This window comes from Streptomyces sp. NPDC087420 (genome assembly GCF_044744165.1).
Classification (GTDB): Bacteria; Actinomycetota; Actinomycetes; order Streptomycetales; family Streptomycetaceae; genus Streptomyces.
The window spans coordinates 206,748-226,114 of the sequence record NZ_JBIUXU010000002.1 but is presented as its reverse complement, the minus strand read 5'-3'; the positions used below and the strand labels follow the sequence as shown (position 1 = coordinate 226,114).

Here is a 19,367-nt window from a genome sequence, read left to right as displayed (position 1 = left end):
CGGGCACAGTGGTTGGTGTTGGAGCACCACCACAGGACCGGGAGAGGAGCGCGGCGATGACGGGGAGTTGCAGTCCGTCGAGTTCCCACCAGGGCAGCACCGCGCAGGCTCCGGAGTAGCCATCACCACTCCGTGCGGCCGCCGGCGCGCTACCCGGGGCGGCCGCTTCGAGCGCGCAGACGCGCGGGCCGCCCTTCCCGGAGGATTGGCCGAGTGGTAAGGCAGCGGCTTGCTAAGCCGTCGTCGGGGTACACACCCCCCGCGCGCGTTCGATCCGCGCATCCTCCGCACACGGACCCGAGAAGTGCCACGTGCCCGCAAGGCACCACGGATCCACGGATCCACGGATCCACGAAGCGTCAGCCCTGAAGCAGCAGCTTCTCCAGCACCACCGCGATGCCGTCGTCCTCGTTCGACGCCGTGACCTCGTCGGCCACGGCCTTCAACTCATGGTGCGCGTTGGCCATCGCCACGCCGTGCCGCGCCCAGCCGAACATCGGGATGTCGTTCGGCATGTCGCCGAACGCGATCGTGTCCGCCGCTTTCACGCCCAGCCGGCGCGCCGCCAGCGACAGCCCCGTGGCCTTGCTCAGCCCCAGCGGCAGGATCTCCACCACACCGGCGCCCGCCATCACCACCGCGACCATGTCGCCGACCGCCGCCCGCGCGACCCGCGTCAACTCGTCGTCGTCCAGCTCGGGATGCTGGATGTACACCTTGTTCAGCGGCGCCGAGAACATCTTCACCGGATCGTCCTCGGACACCGAGGCCAGCGGCCCCTCGTGCACCCGGTAGCCGGGACCGAACAGCACCTCGCCGTCGAGGCCGTCCTGGCTCACGGCCAGCGCCAGCGGGCCGACCTCCGCCTCGATCTTGGCCAGCGCCGCCCCGGCCAGCTGCCGGTCCAGCGTCACCGACGTCAACAGCCTGTGCTCGCCCGCGTGATAGACCTGCGCCCCCTGGCCGCACACCGCCAGACCGTCGTACCCGAGGTCGTCCAGGATGTGCCGGGTCCACGGCACGGCGCGCCCCGTCACGATGATGTGAGCGGCACCCGCCGCGGTCACCGCGGCGAGCGCTTCCCGGGTGCGCGGGGAGACCGTCGAGTCCTCACGCAGCAGCGTGCCGTCGAGGTCGGTCGCCACAAGCTTGTACGGGAACGGCGCCCCCGTACCGGCTGAGTCGTCGGCCGAAGGGGCCGAAGAGGCGGAGGCGGCGCTCACTTGGCGATCGGCTCCAGAACCTCACGCCCGCCCAGGTACGGACGGAGCACCTCGGGCACCCACACCGAACCGTCCGCCTGCTGGTGGTTCTCCAACAGCGCCACGATCGTGCGCGGTACGGCGCACAGCGTGCCGTTCAGCGTCGACAGCGGCTTGACCTGCTTGCCGTCCCGCATCCGGATGGACAGCCGGCGGGCCTGGAAGCCGTCACAGTTGGACGCCGACGTCAACTCGCGGTACTTGCCCTGCGTCGGGATCCACGCCTCGCAGTCGAACTTGCGCGAGGCGGAGGCACCCAGATCACCCGAGGCCACGTCGATCACCTGGAAGGGCAGTCCGAGGGCGCTCAGCCACTGCTTCTCCCAGTCCAGCAGCCGCTGGTGCTCGGCCTCCGCCTCAGCCGGGTCGACGTACGAGAACATCTCGACCTTGTCGAACTGGTGAACCCGGAAGATGCCCCGCGTGTCCTTGCCGTACGTCCCCGCCTCGCGGCGGAAGCACGGCGAGAAGCCCGCGTAGCGCAGGGGCAGCTTGCCGGCCTCGATGATCTCGTCCATGTGGTACGCGGCGAGCGGGACCTCCGACGTACCGACCAGGTAGTAGTCGTCCTTCTCCAGGTGATACACGTTCTCCGCGGCCTGGCCGAGGAAGCCCGTGCCCTCCATCGCGCGCGGGCGGACCAGCGCGGGCGTGAGCATCGGGACGAGGCCGGCCTCGGTGGCCTGCGCGATCGACGCGTTCACCAGAGCGAGCTCCAGCAGCGCGCCGATCCCCGTCAGGTAGTAGAAGCGCGAGCCGGACACCTTGGCGCCCCGCTCGACGTCGATGGCGCCCAGCGCCTCGCCCAGCTCCAGGTGGTCCTTGGGCTCGAAGCCCTCCGCGGCGAAGTCGCGGATCGTGCCGTGCGTCTCCAGGACGACGAAGTCCTCCTCGCCGCCCACCGGGACGTCGGGGTGCACGACGTTGCCCAGCTGGAGCAGCAGCCGCTTGGCCTCGTCGTCGGCCTCGTGCTGCGCGACGTCGGCGGCCTTGACATCGGACTTGAGCTGCTCGGCCTTCTTGAGCAGCTCGGCCTTCTCCTCGGGCGAGGCCTTGGGGATCAGCTTGCCGAGCGACTTCTGCTCGGAGCGCAGCTCGTCGAAGCGGACGCCGGACGACCTGCGCCGCTCATCGGCGGAGAGCAGGGCGTCGACGAGCGCGACGTCCTCTCCACGGGCGCGCTGGGAGGCGCGGACACGGTCGGGGTCCTCACGGAGCAGGCGAAGGTCAATCACCCCACAAGGCTACCGGTGCGCACCGACACCACCCCACTCGATATCGGCACGCGCGTCTCTTTGTCCGTCTTGCGTTAATTGTGCAAATTGGGAAAAGTGTGCCGTGGTGAAGGAGGGGGTGATCTTGAAGGGTATTCGCCTCGCGTCAATGAAAGTGATCCAATTCCCCGGAAAGGGGCAGTCGGCCCTCGCCGCCTTGACTCATCGTCCTTGTGGAGAAGGGGACTTGGGGGCGGCGACCCCGTTGAGTTGTCCACAGTGGGCTGTGTGTCACCAATAAAGTTATCCACAGGCTGTGTGGGAGTTCTGTGGATGGCGGAAGTGATCGTTCCGGGGTTGGTGTGCAGGCCGGAGAATTCCCCGCTCAAACCCACTTCACACGCTCATTCGGGTGGGAATGGCTCACTCTGACGAGTTGGTCGCTGGAATTGGGGTGACACGGGCGACCTGGCGCCCTGTGGACGGGAGTGGGATGACTGGGGCGATTTGTCGACTGTGTCGGGTTGAGTTATCGACTTGTCCCCAGGTCGAGAGCAAGCCTGTGGATAACTTTGGTCCCCATCCACAGGCAGAGAAAGATGCGCAGGCCCGAGACGTACGCGTGCCGCGCACCCGAGACGTACGTGTTCCGCGTGTACGTCTCCCGCGCATGGGGCCGGTCGCGGCCTACGCGCTCAGGTCCGGCCGTCCTGGCTGCGCGCCAGCCAGTCCGCCGCCTCGATGAACTCGGCGTCCGAGGTGCCCAGCCGCAGCTGCCTCGCGTCGGCCGCCGACACCCCCGCCCGGGGGTACGACCCCAGGAACCGCACCTTGGGGCAGATCCGCTTGAGCCCCATCAGCGCCTCCCCCACCCGCCGGTCCGCGATGTGCCCCTCGGCGTCCACGGCGAAGCAGTAGTTGCCGATGCCCGCGCCCGTCGGCCGCGACTGGATCAGCATCAGGTTGACCCCGCGCACCGCGAACTCCTGGAGCAGTTCCAGCAGCGCGCCGGGGCGGTCGTCGCCCAGCCAGATGACCACCGAGGTCTTGTCGGCCCCGGTCGGCGACGCCGGCCGCGCGGGCCGGCCCACCAGCACGAACCGCGTCTCGGCGTTCTCCGCGTCGTGGATCTCGGTGACCAGCGGCGTCAGCCCGTACGTCGCCGCCGCGAACTCACCGGCGAACGCCGCGTCGAACCGCCCTTCCTGCACCAGCCGCGCGCCGTCCGCGTTCGACGCCGCCGACTCCCACATCGCGTCCGGCAGATGGGTCCGCAGCCAGTTGCGCACCTGGGGCTGGGCGACCGGATGACCGGTCACCGTCTTCACCTCGGAGAGCTCCGTGCCGGGCCGTACGAGCAGGGCGAAGGCGATCGGGAGCAGCACCTCGCGGTAGATCATCAGCGGTTCGCCGGAGGCGAGTTCGTCGAGCGTGGCCGTGACCCCGCCCTCGACCGAGTTCTCGATCGGTACGAGTGCGGCCGCGGCGTCGCCGTTCCGTACGGCGTCGAGGGCCGCCGGTACGGACACCATCGGGATCAGCTCGCGCGTGGCGGCTTCCGGGAGCGTACGGAGGGCGGCCTCGGTGAAGGTGCCCTCGGGGCCGAGATACGTGTAGCGCGTGGCCGACATACGGTCACCCTAATAGGCCGGTGGAGGTGCCCGCTCCGGGATCAAGCCCCTGAGCGGGACACGCCTAGGCCTCCAGGAGGCGCTGGCCCACGTACTCCCCCTCGCGTGCCCCGCCCGGGACCGCGAACAGCCCGCTCGCCTCATGGCGGATGTACGCCGAAAGCGCGTCACCGCGGTCGAGCTTGCGTTGCACGGGTACGAATCCCCTGAGCGGATCGGCCTGCCAGCAGACGAAGAGCAGCCCCGCGTCCGGCGTTCCGTCCGGGCCGATCCCGTCGTGGAAGGAGAAGGGGCGGCGCAGCATCGCGGCTCCGCCGTTCGCCTCCGGTGCTGAGATGCGCGCGTGCGCGTTGCTGGGGATGACGAGTTTGCCGTCGGGGCCGAAGGTGTCGAGGGCCAGTTTGGTGCTCTCCGTCCCGCCGGTGAGGGGCGCGCCGTCGGCCTTGCGGCGGCCGATGACCTGCTCCTGTTTGTGGAGGGAGAGCTGTTCCCAGTCGTCGAGGAGCATGCGGATGCGCCGTACGACGGCGTAGGAGCCGCCCGCCATCCAGGCGGTGTCCTCGGAGGTCGTGGTGCCGGCCGCGAAGGTGGGCGGCACGAAGATCCGCCGGTCGAAGTCGGGTTCGGACGGTTTGGGGTTGGCGGTGCCGTCGAGTTGGCCCATGAGGTTGCGGGCCGTCATCGGGTGCGCGGTCGCGCCGGGGGTGCGGTTGAAGCCGTTCATCTGCCACCGGACCCGGGCGGCGGCGCCCGCGTCCTTCTGGAGGGTGCGTAGCGCGTGGAAGGCGACCAGCGCGTCGTTGGCGCCGATCTGGATCCAGAGGTCGCCGTCGCTGCGCCGGCTGTCGAGGTGGTCGGAGGAGAACGGAGGAAGCGGGTCGAGCGCGGAGGGCCGCCGGCCGGTCAGGTTCGTCCGGTCGAAGAAGGTGCGGCCGAAGCCGAAGGTGACGGTGAGGGAGGACGGCCCGGCGTCCAGGGCGACGCCGGTGTCGTGGCCGGCGGCCGGTTCCCCGGCCATCAGATCCCGGGCCGAGGCGGACCAGCGGCGCAGCAGGGCGCTCGCTTCCTTGCGTCCCGCTCCCGGCGCCAGGTCGAAGGCGACGAGGTGGCCGCGCGCCTGGAGCGGGGTGGTGATGCCCGGCTGGTGGGCGCCGTGGAAGGCGACGGTGTCCGTGCCGACGGTGGTCAGCGCGGTGAGGGGGGCGGGCTCGCTTCGGCCGGCGGCGGAGGCCGCGGCTCCGCCGACCGCGCCGAGCGCCAGTCCGGCGGTTCCGACGGCGCTGGCGGTGCCGAGGAGGCGGCGCCGGGAGACGCCGGCGGGCGCATGGTCGGGCGCGGGGCCGGTCGCGGTGGGGTCAGTGCCTCGGTCGTCCGGGGTGTCCTGGCCGCTCTGGTCGTTCCGGTCGTTCCGGGCGAGGTTGTTCTGCCTGGTGTCGCTCACGGGGTCAGCCGATCTTCACGTTCTTGTCGACGGTGGTCTGGTCGATGTCGGAGGTCCGCACGGTCACCTGGAGCTTCCAGTCGCCCGGCATCGGGATCTGTACCCCGTCCGCGCTCCAGTGTCCGGCGGCGAACCGCTCCGGGACGATCGGCAGCGGGCCGATCTTCTGGGCGGTCAGGGCGAAGGCCACCTTCACCTCGGGCACGTCGAGGGGCTGCCCGTCCGGCCCGTCTATGTAGAGGTGCATCAGGTTGGCGCCGGACGTGCCGGGGTCGAGGGTCACCTGCACCGTGCCCTTGCCGTTCTGGCCGCCGGTGTCGAAGGGCAGGGTGACGTCGATGGGCCCCGCGGTCGCGGGCGCGCTGGCGGAGGCGCCTGTCCGGTTCGCTTCCTGTTCGGCGGTCCGGCCGGGCTCGGTCGACGTCAGTACGGTCGTGACGGCGAGGAGTACGACGGCCACGCCGGCCTCGGCCAGGACGGAACGGCGGAGTCCGGAGCGTTCGGTGTCGGCGTCTCGCAATCGCTTTTGGCGTGCTGTCGCCATCGCGGCTTGCTGGCGGGCGAGCTGGGCAATCCTATGAGTATCGCCGACCGCGGTTGTGCTCGCGGTGACGGTCTCGGACCGGGTCCCCAGTCCGGTCGAGGTCTCCGACCCCGACTCGCTTTCCGCTCCGCTCCCGGCCGCCGCTCCGGCACCGGCCAGGACCGCAGCCCCAGACCCGCTCCCAGAAGCTGTCTCCGCCGCGGCCTCAGCCCCCGCCTCTGCCCCAGCGCTTGTCGCCGTCCTTGACCCCGTCCCTGTCCCTGTTTCCGACGTTTCCGATGTCTGCGATTCCGTCGTTGTCTTCGCTTCTGCCTTCGCTTCCGTCTTCGCTTCTGTCCCGGCCTCCGCCGGGACCGCCGCCGGCTCTCCCAGCCGTGCTGTCCACCGCCGGGAGAAGAAGGCGATGGCGATCAGGACGGCGACGAGCCCGACCTTCACGAGGAGGAGTTGCCCGTATGACGTGTCCCCGAGCGCCGACCACGACCCGACCTGCCGCCAGGACTGGTAGAGCCCGGTCGCGGCGAGTACGACGACGCTGACAAAAGCGGTGCGCGAGAAGCGCCGTACCGCCGCGGCCTCGATGGAGGGCGCCCGGTACAGCGCGACGAGCAGCGCCGTCAGCCCGCCGAGCCAGGTCGCCACCGCCAGCAGGTGCAGGACGTCCACCGGCATGGCGAGACCGGCCTGGATCCCGGTCGACGCGTGCTCGGAGAGAGCCCAGGTGGCGGCGATGCCGGCCGCGACGACGACGCCGCCGACGGCGAGTCCGAAGGTGAGGTCCTTCTTCTCCTTCGCCTCGTCCTCGTTGGCGGGCGTTCCCCGCCGGGCGTACGCGCCGAAGAGGACGGCCACGAAGAGCGCGGCGGCGCCGAGGAGCAGCAGACGGGAGACGAGAGCGGTGCCGGTCTTGGTGGTGAGGACGGCCCGTAGTCCGCCCAGGTCGAAGGCGTCGGCGAGTTCGCCGGAGCCGGTATAGGGGGTGCGGAGCAGGAGGAGGACAAGCGTGGCGGCGGTGAGGGCGATCCAGCCCTGGACGACGAGCCGTTGCAGCGGCCGGACGGACGCGCCGCGCGGCCAGCTGCCGAGGACGAAGGCCGAACCACCGACGAGGAGGATGAAACCGGTGTACGAGACGTAGCGCGCGACGTCGTAGAGGAAGCCGACCAGGCCGCCACCGGCCTTCTCGGCGGGCAGGGTGGCCTCGGTCTTCGAGGGGGCGCCGATGGAGAAGGTGAAGGCACCCGAGACGGGGTGGCTGTCGGCCGAGACGGCCTGCCAGGCGACGGTGTAGGTGCCGTCGGGCAGACCGGCGTGCAGGTCCACGGCGTAGCTGACGATTTTGCCGCTGCTCAGGTTCCGGATCTTCTGGGTGTCGACCCGCTTGTTGCTCGGGTCGAGGACACGGATCGAGCTGTCGCTCAGGGCGACCTGCTCGGAGAAGGTGAGGGTGACGTCCTTGGGGGCGGTGGCGACCACCGCCCCGTCCTCGGGGGTGCTGCCGGTGAGAGCGGCATGCGCCGACGCCGTGCCGGACAGCACGGTGAGGACGGTGCCGAGCAGCACGGTGGCGACGAGCAGCAGTCGCACGAGCGGTGCGGCCGGTGCGGCTCCGAAGCGCGGGGCGGTGGTCGTCATGGTGTTCAGTCCCTCAGTTCTGGGCCGGGTTGTACGTGGTCTCCTTCACGGGAAGCTCGACCTTGATGGGGTCGGCCTTCTCGAAGTGCAGCTCGATGCCGATCCGCTGGCCTTGCTTCGGCTGCTGCTTGAGCTTGGCGAACATGATGTGGTTCCCGCCGCGTGCGAGATCCAGGGTGCCGTCCGCCGGGATGTCGAAGGACGTCACCTCCATCATTTTCTGGTCCTCGGTCTTGTGGATGGTGATGCTGTCGGAGAGAGCGCTGGTGACGGAGGTGAGCCTGTCGGCGGCTCCGCCGCTGTTGGTGACGACGAGGAAGCCTGCCGCGAGGTCGCTGACCGGGCGTGGCATGTAGGCCCCGCTGACCTTCAGTTCGGGCGACTTCGAGGAGGTGGACGATCCGGACGAGCAGCCGACGAGTATCAACGCCAGTGCCAGGGCGGAGGTGAGACCACCGGCGACGACGAGGCGCGGCGACGTGCGGGGGGCGGGTGTCGTGGCGGGGGCCGGGACGGGGGCGGCGGTGTCTCCCGTCACGGGTTCTCTCCCTTGATGATCTTCGGGAGGTCCTTGGCGTAGTCGTCCGAGGACGCGTCGTCGCCGTACAGGAGGTAGCCGCCGTCGGTCTTCGGTGAGAACGCGATGACTTGCGCTCCGTGCATGGAGACGACGGTGCCGTCCTTGTTCGTCGTGGCCGGGTCGATGCCGATGCCGATGCTGCGCGCGCCGGCCTGGATGGTCTTGAAGTTCCCGGTGAGCCCGACGAAGGAGGGGTCGCCGGCGGCGGGCAGCCACTTGGCGAGCGACGCGGGGGTGTCCCTGGCCGGGTCGGTGGTGACGAAGACGACCTGGAGCTTGTCCTGGTCGGCCTTGGAGAGGGACTTCTTGGCGATGGCGATGTTGCTCATCGTGGTCGGGCAGACGTCCGGGCAGTTGGTGTAGCCGAAGTAGATGAGCGTCGCCTTGCCCTTGGTCCGCTCGCGGAAGTCGTACGGCTTGCCCTTGGTGTCCGTGAGGACGAAGTCGGGCTTGGTGAAGGGCTGGTCGAGCACGGTCGCGGCCTTGTTCTTCGGCTGCATGGAGATGTCGGCGATCGGCTTGGCGGCGTCGCTGCCGCCGTCGCCGCACGCGGTCAGGGTGAGTGCCGTCAGCACGGCGAGGGCGGCGGCGGTGGACACGGTCTTCTTACGCATGGGAGGTGTTTTCTGGTCGAGGGGTGCGGGATGCCGGTACCGGGCACGCGGGTCCGTGAGGGCCTGGACGGTGGGTGGTCGGACTGCGAGGTCTCCGTGCGTCGCGACACCGCGATGTCGCGATGTCGCAACCTTGCGATACCGCAGTGTCCCAATGTCGCGACGTCACGGCGTCGTGGCGTCACAGCCCCGCGTGCCGCGGGTGTGGGGCGGGTGTGGCGGGTGCGGCGGGTCAGGCTGTGCGGCGGCGTCCGGCGAGGACGCCGAAGGCCACGCCCGCGACGCCGACGACGATGCCGACGATCCCGAGGACCCGGGCGGTGGAGTCGCTGGTGTCGCCGGAGGCCGTCTCGGTCTTCGCGGTGTCGTGCGCCTCGCTGCCCTGGGTGGCGGGCTTGGCGGTGGCGTGGGTGGCCGGCGCGCCGTGCTCGTCCTCGGTGGCGGCGGTGAGCTGGAGGACGGGCGCCGGGTTCTCGGGCTCGGCCGCGCCTTCCTTCGGCTCCTCGATCCACCGGACGACCTCCTTGTCGGAGTACGTCTGGATGGCCTTGAACACCAACTGGTCGGTGTCCTCGGGCAGCTGGCTGAGGGAGACGGGGAAGAGCTGGAACTGGCCGGACGGGGTTCCGCCGCCGGCGGTCGCCGTCCAGGTGACCTTGGAGACCGCCTCGGTGATCTGGTTGCCGTGCAGTTCCAGGGGTTTGGCCAGCTTGGCCTTGGTGACGACGATCTTCCAGCCGGGGATGGGCTCCGGCATCACGGAGGCCAGCGGGTGGTCGGCGGGGATGTTCACCTCCAGCTGGGTGGTGTTGGCGTCGTCACGCTCGTTGGGGACCTTGAAGTTGACGATGGCCGAACCGCCCTTGGCGGCGACACCCAGCGGCTGCACACTCACGTGCGCGGACGCCGGGCCCGCCAGCAGCAGGACGGCGGAAGCGGCGATGCCGCCGGCGACGGTGACACGGGCGATGTTCGAACCGGAGAACTTCTTGGCTGGGAACACGGAACACTCCACGGTGTGATGAGAAGTCAGTGATCGGGCGAGCGAGCTGATGCGATCGCGTGGGGAGGACACGCGACGGCATGGCGACCACACCCCCGTGCCGAGCGGAGTGCGTCGCGTCAGGCGGCGAGAGCGAGGCCGGCCGGCGGCCCGCGCCTGATCACTGTGTGCTGGAGTGTCTCCCCGGCCGCTACCGGCGGGGGGCCGTACGAGGCGCGCGGCCCGCGCGGGCCCGGAATGGGCGTGCCGGGCAGACCGGCACGCAAAGCCCGTACGAGAGAGAGCGCGGCGCGCAGGGAGCGCAGTTGCGCGTTCTCCCTGACCTCGCCGATGCCCCGCGCCGAGAGCCGGACGAGCCGGTGCAGCGCGAGGTCCCCGTGGCGCAGGAGCCAGCCGGTCACGAGCGCGGCCAGCAGGTGGCCGAGCACCATCGGGAGGGAGGGCAGCAGCCCGTCGGCGGAGGCCATGGGGCCGACGCCCATCACCATGCCGTGGGCGCCGTGCCCGGCGGCCGTGCCGGTCGTTCCCGTGCCGCCGTGCCCGGTCAGGCTGATCCCGGCGTCGGCGACGATCCGTTGCGCGTCGACGGGGGACAGCGAGACGGGGCCCGCGCCGCAGACCAGCTTCGCGGCCATCCGGATGAGCGCGTCGTTCGTGCCCGAGCCCGTGGGCATCACCATGTGCTGCTGCCCGAACCCGAAGAGGCTGTGCAGGGCGAGCTGTCCACCCGTCAGGGCCGCGACGATGGCCGGGGTCGAGCGCGCGCGTCCGGCGAGCGGAGCGACGACCGCGAAGACCCCCAGGAAGCCGAGGACCAGGGTCCACCAGGGGACGGGGGCACAGGCGGCCAGGACGTGCCCCGTCGCGGACAGCAGAACGCAGACCGCGGTGAACACCGCGGTCCTCAGCAGCCGTGGAGCGGCTACGGCGCGAGCGACGTGATCGGACGACATGGCCGGGTCATCATCGCACTGCGCCCCCGGGCGCCGCAGGGCAGGTCCGGAAGGTCGTTCTCCGCCCTGTTCGCGGTCCCGTCCACCGCCGGTGTCCCGCCCGCTCGCCCGCCGCGGTGTCCCGAGCTCCGTACCCGCTGGTCCGCCGCGCGCCGCCATACACCGCGGTCCCCCGTCCACGCGTCCGCCGAATGGGGGCTCGTGAGGGCTATCGGGGCCATCCGGTCGCCCGAGTGCTTACGGCACGGCGCGAAGGGCAATACGTATCGGTATGTCGAGCCGTGGCCGGGAGGCTGGAGCATGAGCATCTGGTGGTCTCTGCACTTGCGGCGCGAAGCCGCGAGCGTCCCGCTGGCCCGGCGCCTACTGCTCGGCACGATGGAGACCGCGGGCGTCGACCCGGACGTCTCCTTCGACCTGTCCGTCGCGCTCAGCGAGGCCTGCGCCAACGCCGTGGAGCACGGCGGCGGCGAGGGGCCCGGCGAGGCGCCGGGGGCGTACCGGGTGACGGCCTACCTGGACGGCGAGAAGTGCCGTATCGAGGTGGCGGATTCGGGTCCGGGCTTTCCCGCGCGGCGGATGGTGCGCCGTACCACCCAGGTCGGCGCGTCCACGGCGTCCGCGACATCCACTGCCGCGACTGTGTCCACGGCCCCCGCCACCCCCGTTCCCGCCGGCGTGACCCCCGTCCCCGCCGGCGTGTCGGCCGGTACGGCGGTGACCGTACCCGTGACCCCGGCCCCCGCTGTGACCGCCGAGAGCGGCCGGGGCCTGTGTCTGATCGAGCAGCTCGCCGACCACGTGTACTTCCGCAACCGGCCGGGGCGCGGGGCCGTGGTCAGCTTCGACAAGATCCTCAAGTGGCGGGAGGGCGCCCTGCTCCGCGCCATGTGAGCACGGAGCGGAACGCCCTCCACGTACCTACTTCTTCAGAGCTGCCATCCACGCCTCGACCTCGTCGGCCTGGCGCGGCAGTCCTGCGGACAGGTTCCGATTCCCGTCCTCCGTCACGACGAGGTCGTCCTCGATCCTGACCCCGATGCCGCGGTACTCCTCGGGCACGGTCGTGTCGTCCGCCTGGAAGTACAGCCCCGGCTCGACGGTGAGGCACATCCCCGGCTCCAGCGTCCCGTCGGCGTACGCCTCCCGGCGCGCGGCGGCGCAGTCGTGGACGTCCAGGCCGAGCATGTGGCCGGTGCCGTGCAGGGTCCAGCGCCGCTGGAGCCCCAGTTCCAGGACCTTCTCGACCGGCCCCTCCAGCAGCCCCCACTCGACGAGCTTCTCGGCGAGCACGCGCTGCGAGGCGTCGTGGAAGTCGTGGTACTTGGCGCCCGGCCTCACCGCCGCGATCCCGGCCTCCTGGGACTCGTACACCGCGTCGTAGATCTTCCGCTGGATCGCGCTGTAGCGGCCGCTGACCGGGAGGGTACGGGTGACGTCGGCGGTGTAGAGCGTGTGCGTCTCCACGCCGGCGTCGAGGAGGAGCAGGTCGCCGGAGCGTACGTCTCCGTCGTTGCGCACCCAGTGCAGGGTCGTGGCGTGCGGTCCGGCGGCGCAGATCGAGCCGTAGCCGATGTCGTTGCCCTCGACGCGGGCGCGCAGGAAGAACGTTCCCTCGATGTAGCGCTCGCTCGTCGCCTCGGCCTTGTCGAGGACCTTCACGACGTCCTCGAAGCCGCGCACGGTCGAGTCGACGGCCTTCTGGAGCTCACCGATCTCGAACTCGTCCTTCACCGCGCGCGCCTCGGACAGATAGACGCGCAACTCCTCGTCGCGCTCCGCGGTGACCTTGTCGGTCAGCGCCGCCTCCACCGAGGCGTCGTGACCGCGCACGACACGCACGGGCCCCGTGGCCTCCGCGAGGGTGGTGGCCACTTCGCGTACGTCCTTGGCGGGCAGGCCCAGCAACTGCTCGGCCTCGGCGAGGGAGTGCCGGCGGCCGACCCACAACTCGCCCTGACCGTTGAGCCAGAACTCACCGTTCTCCCGGTTGGAGCGGGGGAGCAGGTAGAGAGCCGCGTCGTGGCCGTCGTCCTGGGCGCCGTTCTTCCGCGGTTCCAGGACGAGGACGCCGTCGTGCGCCCGGTCGCCGGTGAGGTACGTGTACTCGGTGCCGGCGCGGAAGGGGTACTCGGTGTCGTTCGACCGCGTCCTGAGGTTGCCCGCCGGGATCACCAGGCGCTCACCGGGGAAGCGCGCGGAGAGCGCGGCGCGGCGCGCGGCCGTGTGGGACGCCTGCGCGATCGGCTCCAGGCCGTGCAGCTCGGTGTCGGCCCAGCCGGACTTCATGTTTTCCGCGAGCTCGTCGGACACGCCGGAGTACAGACCGTTCTTCCGCTGTTTGATCGGCTTCTCTTCCGCTTCCGGGGTCTCCTGGGGGAGCTCGTCAGCCACGTCTTCTCCTCGACTCGATACGACTCTTCGGTACGACTCTTCATACGGGTCTTCAACGGGTCTTCATACGACTCTGGACCGTCCTTCCATCGTATGTGCGAAGGAAAGAGGGTCCAGGTCGATGTGACGGGCTTGTGAGCAATCAGTCGAAACGGACCGCGAGCACGACGACGTCGTCGGCGGATCCGGCCCGGCCGGTCACAGCCGAGGGCCCCGCCTCCTCGCGCTCCCCCGGCAGCACCGCCCGCAGGACGTGGTCCGCGACCGCCCCCGGATCGTCCCGGTCCGCCTCCGGCACGCTCGCCGCCGCCGCGTGCAGGCGCGCGAAGGCCCGGTCCATGGGCTCGCCGGTACGCCGCAGCAGCCCGTCGGTGTACAGCAGCACCGTTTCTCCCGGCTCAGGAGAAACCTCCACGCTCGGCGCCTCCCAGCACGCCAGCATCCCCAGCGGCGCGGACAGGGACGTCTCGACGAACTCGGTGCGCCCCGCCCCCACGATCAGCGGCGGGGCGTGCCCGGCCCCGGCGAGCACGACCGAGCCCCGGGCGGGTTCGGCGTACGCGAAGAGCGCGGTGGCCGTACGGGCCGGCTCGGTGAGCCGCAACAGCAGTTCCAGATCGGACAGTACGGCGACGGGATCCTCGCCCTCCAGCACGGCGTACGCCCGCAGGGAGGCCCGCAGCCGCCCCATCGCGGCCACCGCGCCAGGCCCGGAGCCGCTCACCGACCCGACGGCCAGCCCCACGGCGCCCTCGGGCAGCGCCAGGGCGTCGTACCAGTCACCGCCGCCGTGCGGCCCCGTGCGGTGGCGCGCCGCGAGCCGGACGCCGGGGATGCGGGGCAGCCGGCCGGGCAGCAGCTCCTCGGTGAGGGTGGCCGTACGGGCGCGGGCCCGTTCCAGCTCCAGGAGAAGGGCGAGGTGCTCACTCGCGTACCGGGCGTAGAGACCCACTAGATGGCGTTGGCGTTCGACCGGTTCGGCGGGTTCGTCGTAGAACCAGACGACGGCGCCGAGCCTCTTCGGGTCCGGCGGGTTCACGTCCGGCGTGTCCAGGTCCGGCGTGTCCAGGTCCGGCGTGCCCGCGGTCGCGAGCGGTACGGCATAACTCGCCCCGTATCCCAGCCGCGCCGCCACCTCGCGCTGGCGCGGATCCAGCTCCGTATCGCCGAGCAGATCGGGTACGGCGACGGGTTCGGCGCGGCCGTCGGAACAGTCCAGGAGGCGTCCGTACGACGTGGCGCACCGCGGCACCGTCTCCAGGTGCCCCAGCTCGGCGTGGGCCAGCCCCAAGCCGAGCGTGGTGACGGGGCCGAGGCCGTCGGCCGGTTCGCACACGACCAGACCGCGCCGGGCGCCCACGAGGGCGGCGCCCGCGCGCAGGATCTCGTTCAGCGCGCCGTCCAGGGATCCGGTGCCGGCCAGGCGCTCGATCAGCTCGTGCAGAGTGGTGAGATCGGACACCCGTCCGGCCAGCCGGTCCTGGAGCAGCAGCCCCGGCGGAGGTGTGAGGTCGTCGAGTGGTGCGGCAGTCTGCGCGGGGGCGGAAGCTGGTGGATCGATTCCAGCCACTTTCGGAAGGTTCGGAGCGCTCATGGCAACCGGCTCATCGGCCGGTACGCTTCCCGCGTTCCCTGCCATAGCATCGCAAACCCCCACGTCATTCTGCGCAGCTATCCATGCATCCACTCCATGGATTCGTATCTACCCGCACAAAGGCGGCAATGTTCAGCATTGCCCTGGTGGGGCGGTGGCTAACTCGCCCAGGCTGAACTTGGCGAAAAAATGACCCCCCTGATCAGGTTTTGCGATCGACTGAGTGAGTTCAACCTGGGGGGTCTGCCGGGGCTGAGTTCACCTATGGTCCGGGTGGAGCGTCATTCCGAACGTGATGGGTACGTAAACGGTGACGGACGGGGGCAGTTGGGACCGCCCCGGAACCTGGCGGCAGGCCCGGGCGTCTTATCCGCCGTAGGCCGCGCACCCCATCCCCTCGGAGTGGCGAGGAAGTACGGAGTACAGCGGGAGAGCAGGCGCGATGCGCACGCCACCCCTCGCCACACGTTCAAAGAGGACAGTCCGACAGCCCGACGGCCCTACAGGTCGTGCCCGGCCCGGAGGCGGCGTCACGCGCCGCAGGCCTGGAACGCCTGTCCGTGCCCCCGGGTGCGGCGCGGCACAGCGCGGCGAAGCGTCGAACGCACAGCGACAGCGAATGCACGCACAGCGAATGCATGCACAGCGGATGTACGCACAACAAATGTACGCACAGCGAAGTGATGCACACACATGGTGTCAGTGTCATGTGGACCTCGGCGTTCAACGGAAAGGAACGAGCGCTCATGCGCGAGATCCTCGGAAGGCGACGCAGGCTCCGGTTCCGGCGTAAGGGGAGGCCTGCCCAGCTCGACGCGGCGCTCACCTACGCCTCCGCGTGGAGATGGCCCGTCCTGCCGGGCGCCGGGCTGACGGCGGCCGGCGCACGCGGGACACGCGGTTACGGCTGCGCCTGTCCCGACCCCGATTGCGCCGTACCGGGCGCACACCCCTTCGACCCAGGACTGCTGGCGGCCACCACCGACGCGCGCATGCTGCGCTGGTGGTGGGGCAACCGCCCGACGGCTCCGATCGTGCTGGCGACCGGCGACAGCGCGCCGTGCGCGGTGAGTCTGCCGGCCGTGGCCGGTGCGCGCGCCCTGGTGGAGCTCGACCGGATGGGCATGCGCCTCGGCCCGGTCGTGGCGACGCCCACGCGCTGGTCGCTGCTGGTGTCCCCGTACACCCTTGAACAGCTCGGTGAGCTGCTCTACGCGAAGGACTGGGTGCCCAGTTCGCTGCGCTTCCACGGCTCGGGCGGCTATCTCATGCTGCCCCCGTCCGAGGCGGCCGGCGGACAGGTCCGCTGGGAGCGGGCCCCCCTGCCCGGCTCGGCGGCGCCGTGGCTGCCGGACGTGGAGGCGGTCGTGGACGCGCTGGTCGAGGCGAGCACGAGCGCACCGGACGGCGGCAGCAGGCTCGCGTACTGAGCGGTGAGTGATGAGCGGTACGGCGCCGCCGTACCGCTCACTCCACCGTTGTCACTCGTACGGGTGTGAGCGGGCCCGAGAAGTGGGGAATTGGGCGCGCGGCGGCGCTGGGCGGCCTATTTCGCCGATATCTTTCGGCCGACCGTCAGGAATTTCCCCGCACCGGCAGGTGGCCCCCATGAATCTGCGCGTGATCGGACTCACGGCCGTTGTGGTGTGCACCGCACTGCTGCCGTTCGCCGCCTCCGCGGGACCCGCTTCCGGTCCGGCGCCGCTCCCGCGTTCCCTTCCTTCCGCGGCCGTGTCCCCGGTTCCCCTCCCGCTGCCGCTTTCGGCTTCACATCTGACCGGAATCGATGGGTCTACGGCGGCCCGTGACCGGCCGGTCACGGGAGGCGGTGCCCCGGTACGTACGGCCGAGCGGTGCGGCCCCGAAGTCGCCTCGCCCGAGGGGATCGAGGCCCAGTCGTGCGTCCTCACCGGGGGGCGTGACACGTGGGCGCGTACCTACTACCGGAACGCGACGGGGCGTGAACTGAGTGCCGTACTGAGCCTGATGGGCCCCGGCGCGCGGACCGTACAGACCCATTGCGCGGTGGCGGCGGAAGACGAGCCAGCCACGTGTGAAACCCCTCGTGAACCGTCCGCGGGAGGGGCTTCGCGATACCTCGCGATGGCGGAGTTCGCGGCCGCGGCGGAGGACGGGAAGAGCGGGGACGACGCACCGCTGTTGTTGCGGTCGGGGAGCAACTCCCCGGACCCTGGGGGCCGTTGACCGACGGGCCCGGTCCGGTCACACGAACGCCCGGCCGCTGGCGACGGGGGATGCACCAGCGACCGGGCTTCTAGAACCGTAACAAGAGATCGGCGGTTAGCAAATTCGATCCGGTGTATTCGGACAATGAATTACCTGCCGGTAGGGAGGATGTGACAGGTGTCACCGCCTCCGCGGAAAACACCGCGACGGTGGTACGGCGACGGCGAATGGTGTCGTCCGGTGTCACCCGTACCACTGCCGCCGTCGCCGTCGCCGTCGCAGCTCCCCGCTTCCCGCGCGGTGTGAGCCGGCGCGTGGGCCGATCCACGGGCCGACTCATGGGCCGAGCCATGGGCCGCCCCGCGTGCCGACTCACCGGTTGCCCCAAGCGCCGACCCGCGTGCCCACCCGCCGGCCGCCCCGTCAGCTGAGCGTCACCTGGCGGTTGGTGAGTCCGCCGCGCGCCCGGCGCTCGTCGCCACTCAGCGGCGTGTCGGCCGCGAGCGCCGCCGTCAGCCGCTCGGCGAACTCGGTCGCCGGCTTCTCGCACTCCTCCGCGCCCATCGTGCTCGGCAGGTCCCAGACCGGCACGGTCAGCCCGTGCGCCCGGAAGGAGCCGACCAGCCGGGTCCCCTCACCGAGGCCCGACGTCCCGGCCGCGTGCAGCCGGGCCAGCGCGTCGAGCAGCTTCTCCTCCGGGTACGGCATGACCCAGCGCAGGTGGTTCTTGGTGGGCGTCTCGCACCAGTACGCCGCGTCCGAGTGCGCCAGCAGGACGGTGGGGATCGCGGCCTCGTTGGCGCGTTCCAAGGAGGCGGTCACCTCGGCGGTGGCGTTCTCCGCGTCGGGCACCCAGAACTCGAAGCCGGGGTGCACCACCGGGCGGAAGTCCGCCTCGGGGTCCAGGAGGTCCTGGAGGCGCGGTCCGTCGGCGGGCGCCCGCTCGGAGGCGACGGGCGAACCGGGCTCGGCGGTCAGCGCACGCCGGAGCGTGTCGGCGAGGTCGCGGCTGAGGTCGCCGGACGAGGTGTCGTTCTGGAGCGCGAGCAGGACGGAACCGTCGTCGCGGCGCAGGGCCGGCCAGGCCATCGGCAGGACGGTGGCGAGCGTCACGGACGGGACACCGTCGGGCAGCCCGTCCCTCAGGGTCAGTTCGACGGTCGCGGCGGGCACCAGCTCCCGCAGCGCGACCCAGTCGCACTCACCGGCCAGGCCCTCGAAGGGGCGCTGCACCAGCTCGGTCACGGCGTGCGCGGCGGAGCGGCCGTGGCAGGCCTTGTAGCGGCGGCCGGAACCGCACGGGCAGGGCTCGCGCGCCCCCACCACCGGAACCGGTCCGTCCTTGAGCTGCGCCGTGCTGGCCTTGGTCTGGGGGCGCTTCTTGGCCATGGTGTGGCTTTCTCCCGGTAGCGGCGGTGCGGTGTCGGCGCGAGCCTAGCCGTACCGGCCGGGGACGTGGGTCCGCCGCACAGGTGTACGGATGATCGCGGCGCCCACCGCTCTCTTCCCGCCACGCTCCACCCGGGCCTCGGCCCGGTCAGCCAGACGCCCGGACCTGAGCCGGTCACTTGCCCGGACCTGAGCCGGCCACTCGCCCAGACCTGAGCCGGCCACTCGCCCAGACCTCGGCCGGTCACTCGCCCCGACCTCAGCCCAGTTCGTCGAAGGCGTCCACAAAACCCAGATCGCCGACGTCGAGTCCGGGGCCAGTGACGCGCGTAGCGAAATCGTCGCGGCGGTGTCCTTCGGTGACGAGCACCCACACCGTCACCTCACCGGACGCGCTGTCCCGTACGCCCCAGTCCTGGGCCAGCGCGCTGATGATGTTGAGCCCGCGCCCGCCGCGCGCCGTCACCGACGGTGTCGCCGGGACGGGCCGCGTCGGACCGCCGCCGTCCGTCACCTCGACCGTCAGCCGGCCCGCCTTGTCGACGTGCCAGGCCGCACGGATGTCCCCCTCGCCGATGTCCGCCCGCCCCAGCGGCCTGCCGTGCCGGCAGGCATTGCTGAGCAGCTCGGAAAGGATCAGAACCGCGTCGTCCACCACTGCGTCCGACATCCCGTTGCGCCTCAACTGCTCACGCATCCGGCGCCGTGCCGCCCCCACGCCCGCAGGACCGTGGGGTACGGCCATGCTCGACGACGTGGGTGCCTCTTGTGCCACCAAAACCGTCACCCCCGAGACCTCCTTAGCCCCACGCCACGATGTGAATGCCCCATTGGCCTGGACCGGAAACCGGCCACAGGAGAGCCGTTGACGCACTCATGACCCTCGAACACAGTTCGAGCGCGCCGGTGCACTCCCTGGGCGGGTA

The 19,367-nt window shown here is 71.0% G+C and carries 15 protein-coding genes and 1 tRNA gene; 3 read left to right on the top strand and 13 right to left on the bottom strand.

Going from position 1 to position 19,367, the window contains the following annotated elements; all coding sequences use genetic code 11:
* Positions 1 to 199: 199 nt before the first annotated feature.
* Positions 200 to 288 (top strand) — tRNA-Ser (locus tag ACIO1C_RS04490).
* A 71-nt stretch (positions 289 to 359) separates the two neighbouring features.
* Here the strand turns inward: ACIO1C_RS04490 and ACIO1C_RS04485 are convergent.
* From ACIO1C_RS04485 to ACIO1C_RS04445, 9 genes are all read right to left on the bottom strand, one after another.
* Positions 360 to 1,145 carry an HAD family hydrolase gene (locus ACIO1C_RS04485; protein WP_401859106.1) on the bottom strand — a complete coding sequence of 262 codons (786 nt, stop codon included), beginning with the start codon at positions 1,143 to 1,145 and terminating at the stop codon, positions 360 to 362.
* 74 nt (positions 1,146 to 1,219) lie between these two features.
* Complete coding sequence (gene serS, locus ACIO1C_RS04480; RefSeq protein ID WP_401858499.1) at positions 1,220 to 2,497, bottom strand: serine--tRNA ligase; 1,278 nt, start codon at positions 2,495 to 2,497, stop codon at positions 1,220 to 1,222.
* Positions 2,498 to 3,171: 674 nt separating this feature from the next.
* Entirely contained in the window at positions 3,172 to 4,107 is a 936-nt protein-coding gene (gene pheA, locus ACIO1C_RS04475) for a prephenate dehydratase (protein ID WP_401858496.1), read from the bottom strand.
* A 64-nt stretch (positions 4,108 to 4,171) separates the two neighbouring features.
* Positions 4,172 to 5,548 carry an iron uptake transporter deferrochelatase/peroxidase subunit gene (gene efeB / locus ACIO1C_RS04470; RefSeq protein WP_401858493.1) on the bottom strand — a complete coding sequence of 459 codons (1,377 nt, stop codon included), beginning with the start codon at positions 5,546 to 5,548 and terminating at the stop codon, positions 4,172 to 4,174.
* A gap of 4 nt (positions 5,549 to 5,552) precedes the next feature.
* A complete protein-coding gene (locus ACIO1C_RS04465) occupies positions 5,553 to 7,727 on the bottom strand; it encodes a copper resistance CopC/CopD family protein (RefSeq protein ID WP_401858490.1) in 2,175 nt (724 codons plus the stop codon).
* 13 nt (positions 7,728 to 7,740) lie between these two features.
* On the bottom strand, positions 7,741 to 8,166 hold the full coding sequence (locus ACIO1C_RS04460; RefSeq protein WP_401859104.1) for a copper chaperone PCu(A)C: 426 nt from the start codon (positions 8,164 to 8,166) through the stop codon (positions 7,741 to 7,743).
* 95 nt (positions 8,167 to 8,261) lie between these two features.
* Positions 8,262 to 8,921 (bottom strand): SCO family protein, encoded by a 660-nt coding sequence (locus ACIO1C_RS04455; protein WP_401858489.1) that lies wholly within the window; start codon positions 8,919 to 8,921, stop codon positions 8,262 to 8,264.
* 232 nt (positions 8,922 to 9,153) lie between these two features.
* Entirely contained in the window at positions 9,154 to 9,924 is a 771-nt protein-coding gene (locus ACIO1C_RS04450; protein WP_401858486.1) for a YcnI family protein, read from the bottom strand.
* 119 nt (positions 9,925 to 10,043) lie between these two features.
* Positions 10,044 to 10,877, bottom strand: coding sequence for a hypothetical protein (locus tag ACIO1C_RS04445; protein ID WP_401858483.1), 834 nt, complete (start codon positions 10,875 to 10,877; stop codon positions 10,044 to 10,046).
* A gap of 300 nt (positions 10,878 to 11,177) precedes the next feature.
* Between ACIO1C_RS04445 and ACIO1C_RS04440 the strand changes: the two genes are divergently transcribed.
* On the top strand, positions 11,178 to 11,771 hold the full coding sequence (locus tag ACIO1C_RS04440; RefSeq protein ID WP_401858480.1) for an ATP-binding protein: 594 nt from the start codon (positions 11,178 to 11,180) through the stop codon (positions 11,769 to 11,771).
* A 27-nt stretch (positions 11,772 to 11,798) separates the two neighbouring features.
* Here the strand turns inward: ACIO1C_RS04440 and ACIO1C_RS04435 are convergent, their stop codons facing one another.
* Both ACIO1C_RS04435 and ACIO1C_RS04430 read right to left on the bottom strand, forming a co-directional pair.
* Complete coding sequence (locus ACIO1C_RS04435) at positions 11,799 to 13,271, bottom strand: aminopeptidase P family protein (protein WP_401858478.1); 1,473 nt, start codon at positions 13,269 to 13,271, stop codon at positions 11,799 to 11,801.
* A gap of 142 nt (positions 13,272 to 13,413) precedes the next feature.
* Positions 13,414 to 14,910, bottom strand: a complete 1,497-nt coding sequence (locus ACIO1C_RS04430) for a PP2C family protein-serine/threonine phosphatase (protein ID WP_401858475.1) — start codon at positions 14,908 to 14,910, stop codon at positions 13,414 to 13,416.
* A gap of 701 nt (positions 14,911 to 15,611) precedes the next feature.
* Between ACIO1C_RS04430 and ACIO1C_RS04425 the strand changes: the two genes are divergently transcribed.
* Positions 15,612 to 16,295 carry a bifunctional DNA primase/polymerase gene (locus ACIO1C_RS04425; protein WP_401858473.1) on the top strand — a complete coding sequence of 228 codons (684 nt, stop codon included), beginning with the start codon at positions 15,612 to 15,614 and terminating at the stop codon, positions 16,293 to 16,295.
* Between the two features lie 1,180 nt (positions 16,296 to 17,475).
* On the opposite strand, the gene ACIO1C_RS04420 is transcribed toward ACIO1C_RS04425, so the two are convergent.
* Both ACIO1C_RS04420 and ACIO1C_RS04415 read right to left on the bottom strand, forming a co-directional pair.
* Positions 17,476 to 18,441, bottom strand: coding sequence for a DUF5926 family protein (locus tag ACIO1C_RS04420; RefSeq protein ID WP_401858470.1), 966 nt, complete (start codon positions 18,439 to 18,441; stop codon positions 17,476 to 17,478).
* Between the two features lie 259 nt (positions 18,442 to 18,700).
* Positions 18,701 to 19,315 carry an ATP-binding protein gene (locus ACIO1C_RS04415; protein ID WP_401858467.1) on the bottom strand — a complete coding sequence of 205 codons (615 nt, stop codon included), beginning with the start codon at positions 19,313 to 19,315 and terminating at the stop codon, positions 18,701 to 18,703.
* Between the last annotated feature and the right edge of the window lie 52 nt (positions 19,316 to 19,367).

Coding starts and splice junctions, on each gene's coding strand:
- pheA (WP_401858496.1), bottom strand. CDS start 4,107: ATGTCGGCCACGCGCTACACGTATCTCGGCCCCGAGGGCACCTTCACC.
- ACIO1C_RS04465 (WP_401858490.1), bottom strand. CDS start 7,727: ATGACGACCACCGCCCCGCGCTTCGGAGCCGCACCGGCCGCACCGCTC.
- ACIO1C_RS04455 (WP_401858489.1), bottom strand. CDS start 8,921: ATGCGTAAGAAGACCGTGTCCACCGCCGCCGCCCTCGCCGTGCTGACG.
- ACIO1C_RS04445 (WP_401858483.1), bottom strand. CDS start 10,877: ATGTCGTCCGATCACGTCGCTCGCGCCGTAGCCGCTCCACGGCTGCTG.
- ACIO1C_RS04440 (WP_401858480.1), top strand. CDS start 11,178: ATGAGCATCTGGTGGTCTCTGCACTTGCGGCGCGAAGCCGCGAGCGTC.
- ACIO1C_RS04430 (WP_401858475.1), bottom strand. CDS start 14,910: ATGGCAGGGAACGCGGGAAGCGTACCGGCCGATGAGCCGGTTGCCATG.
- ACIO1C_RS04425 (WP_401858473.1), top strand. CDS start 15,612: ATGCGCGAGATCCTCGGAAGGCGACGCAGGCTCCGGTTCCGGCGTAAG.
- ACIO1C_RS04420 (WP_401858470.1), bottom strand. CDS start 18,441: ATGGCCAAGAAGCGCCCCCAGACCAAGGCCAGCACGGCGCAGCTCAAG.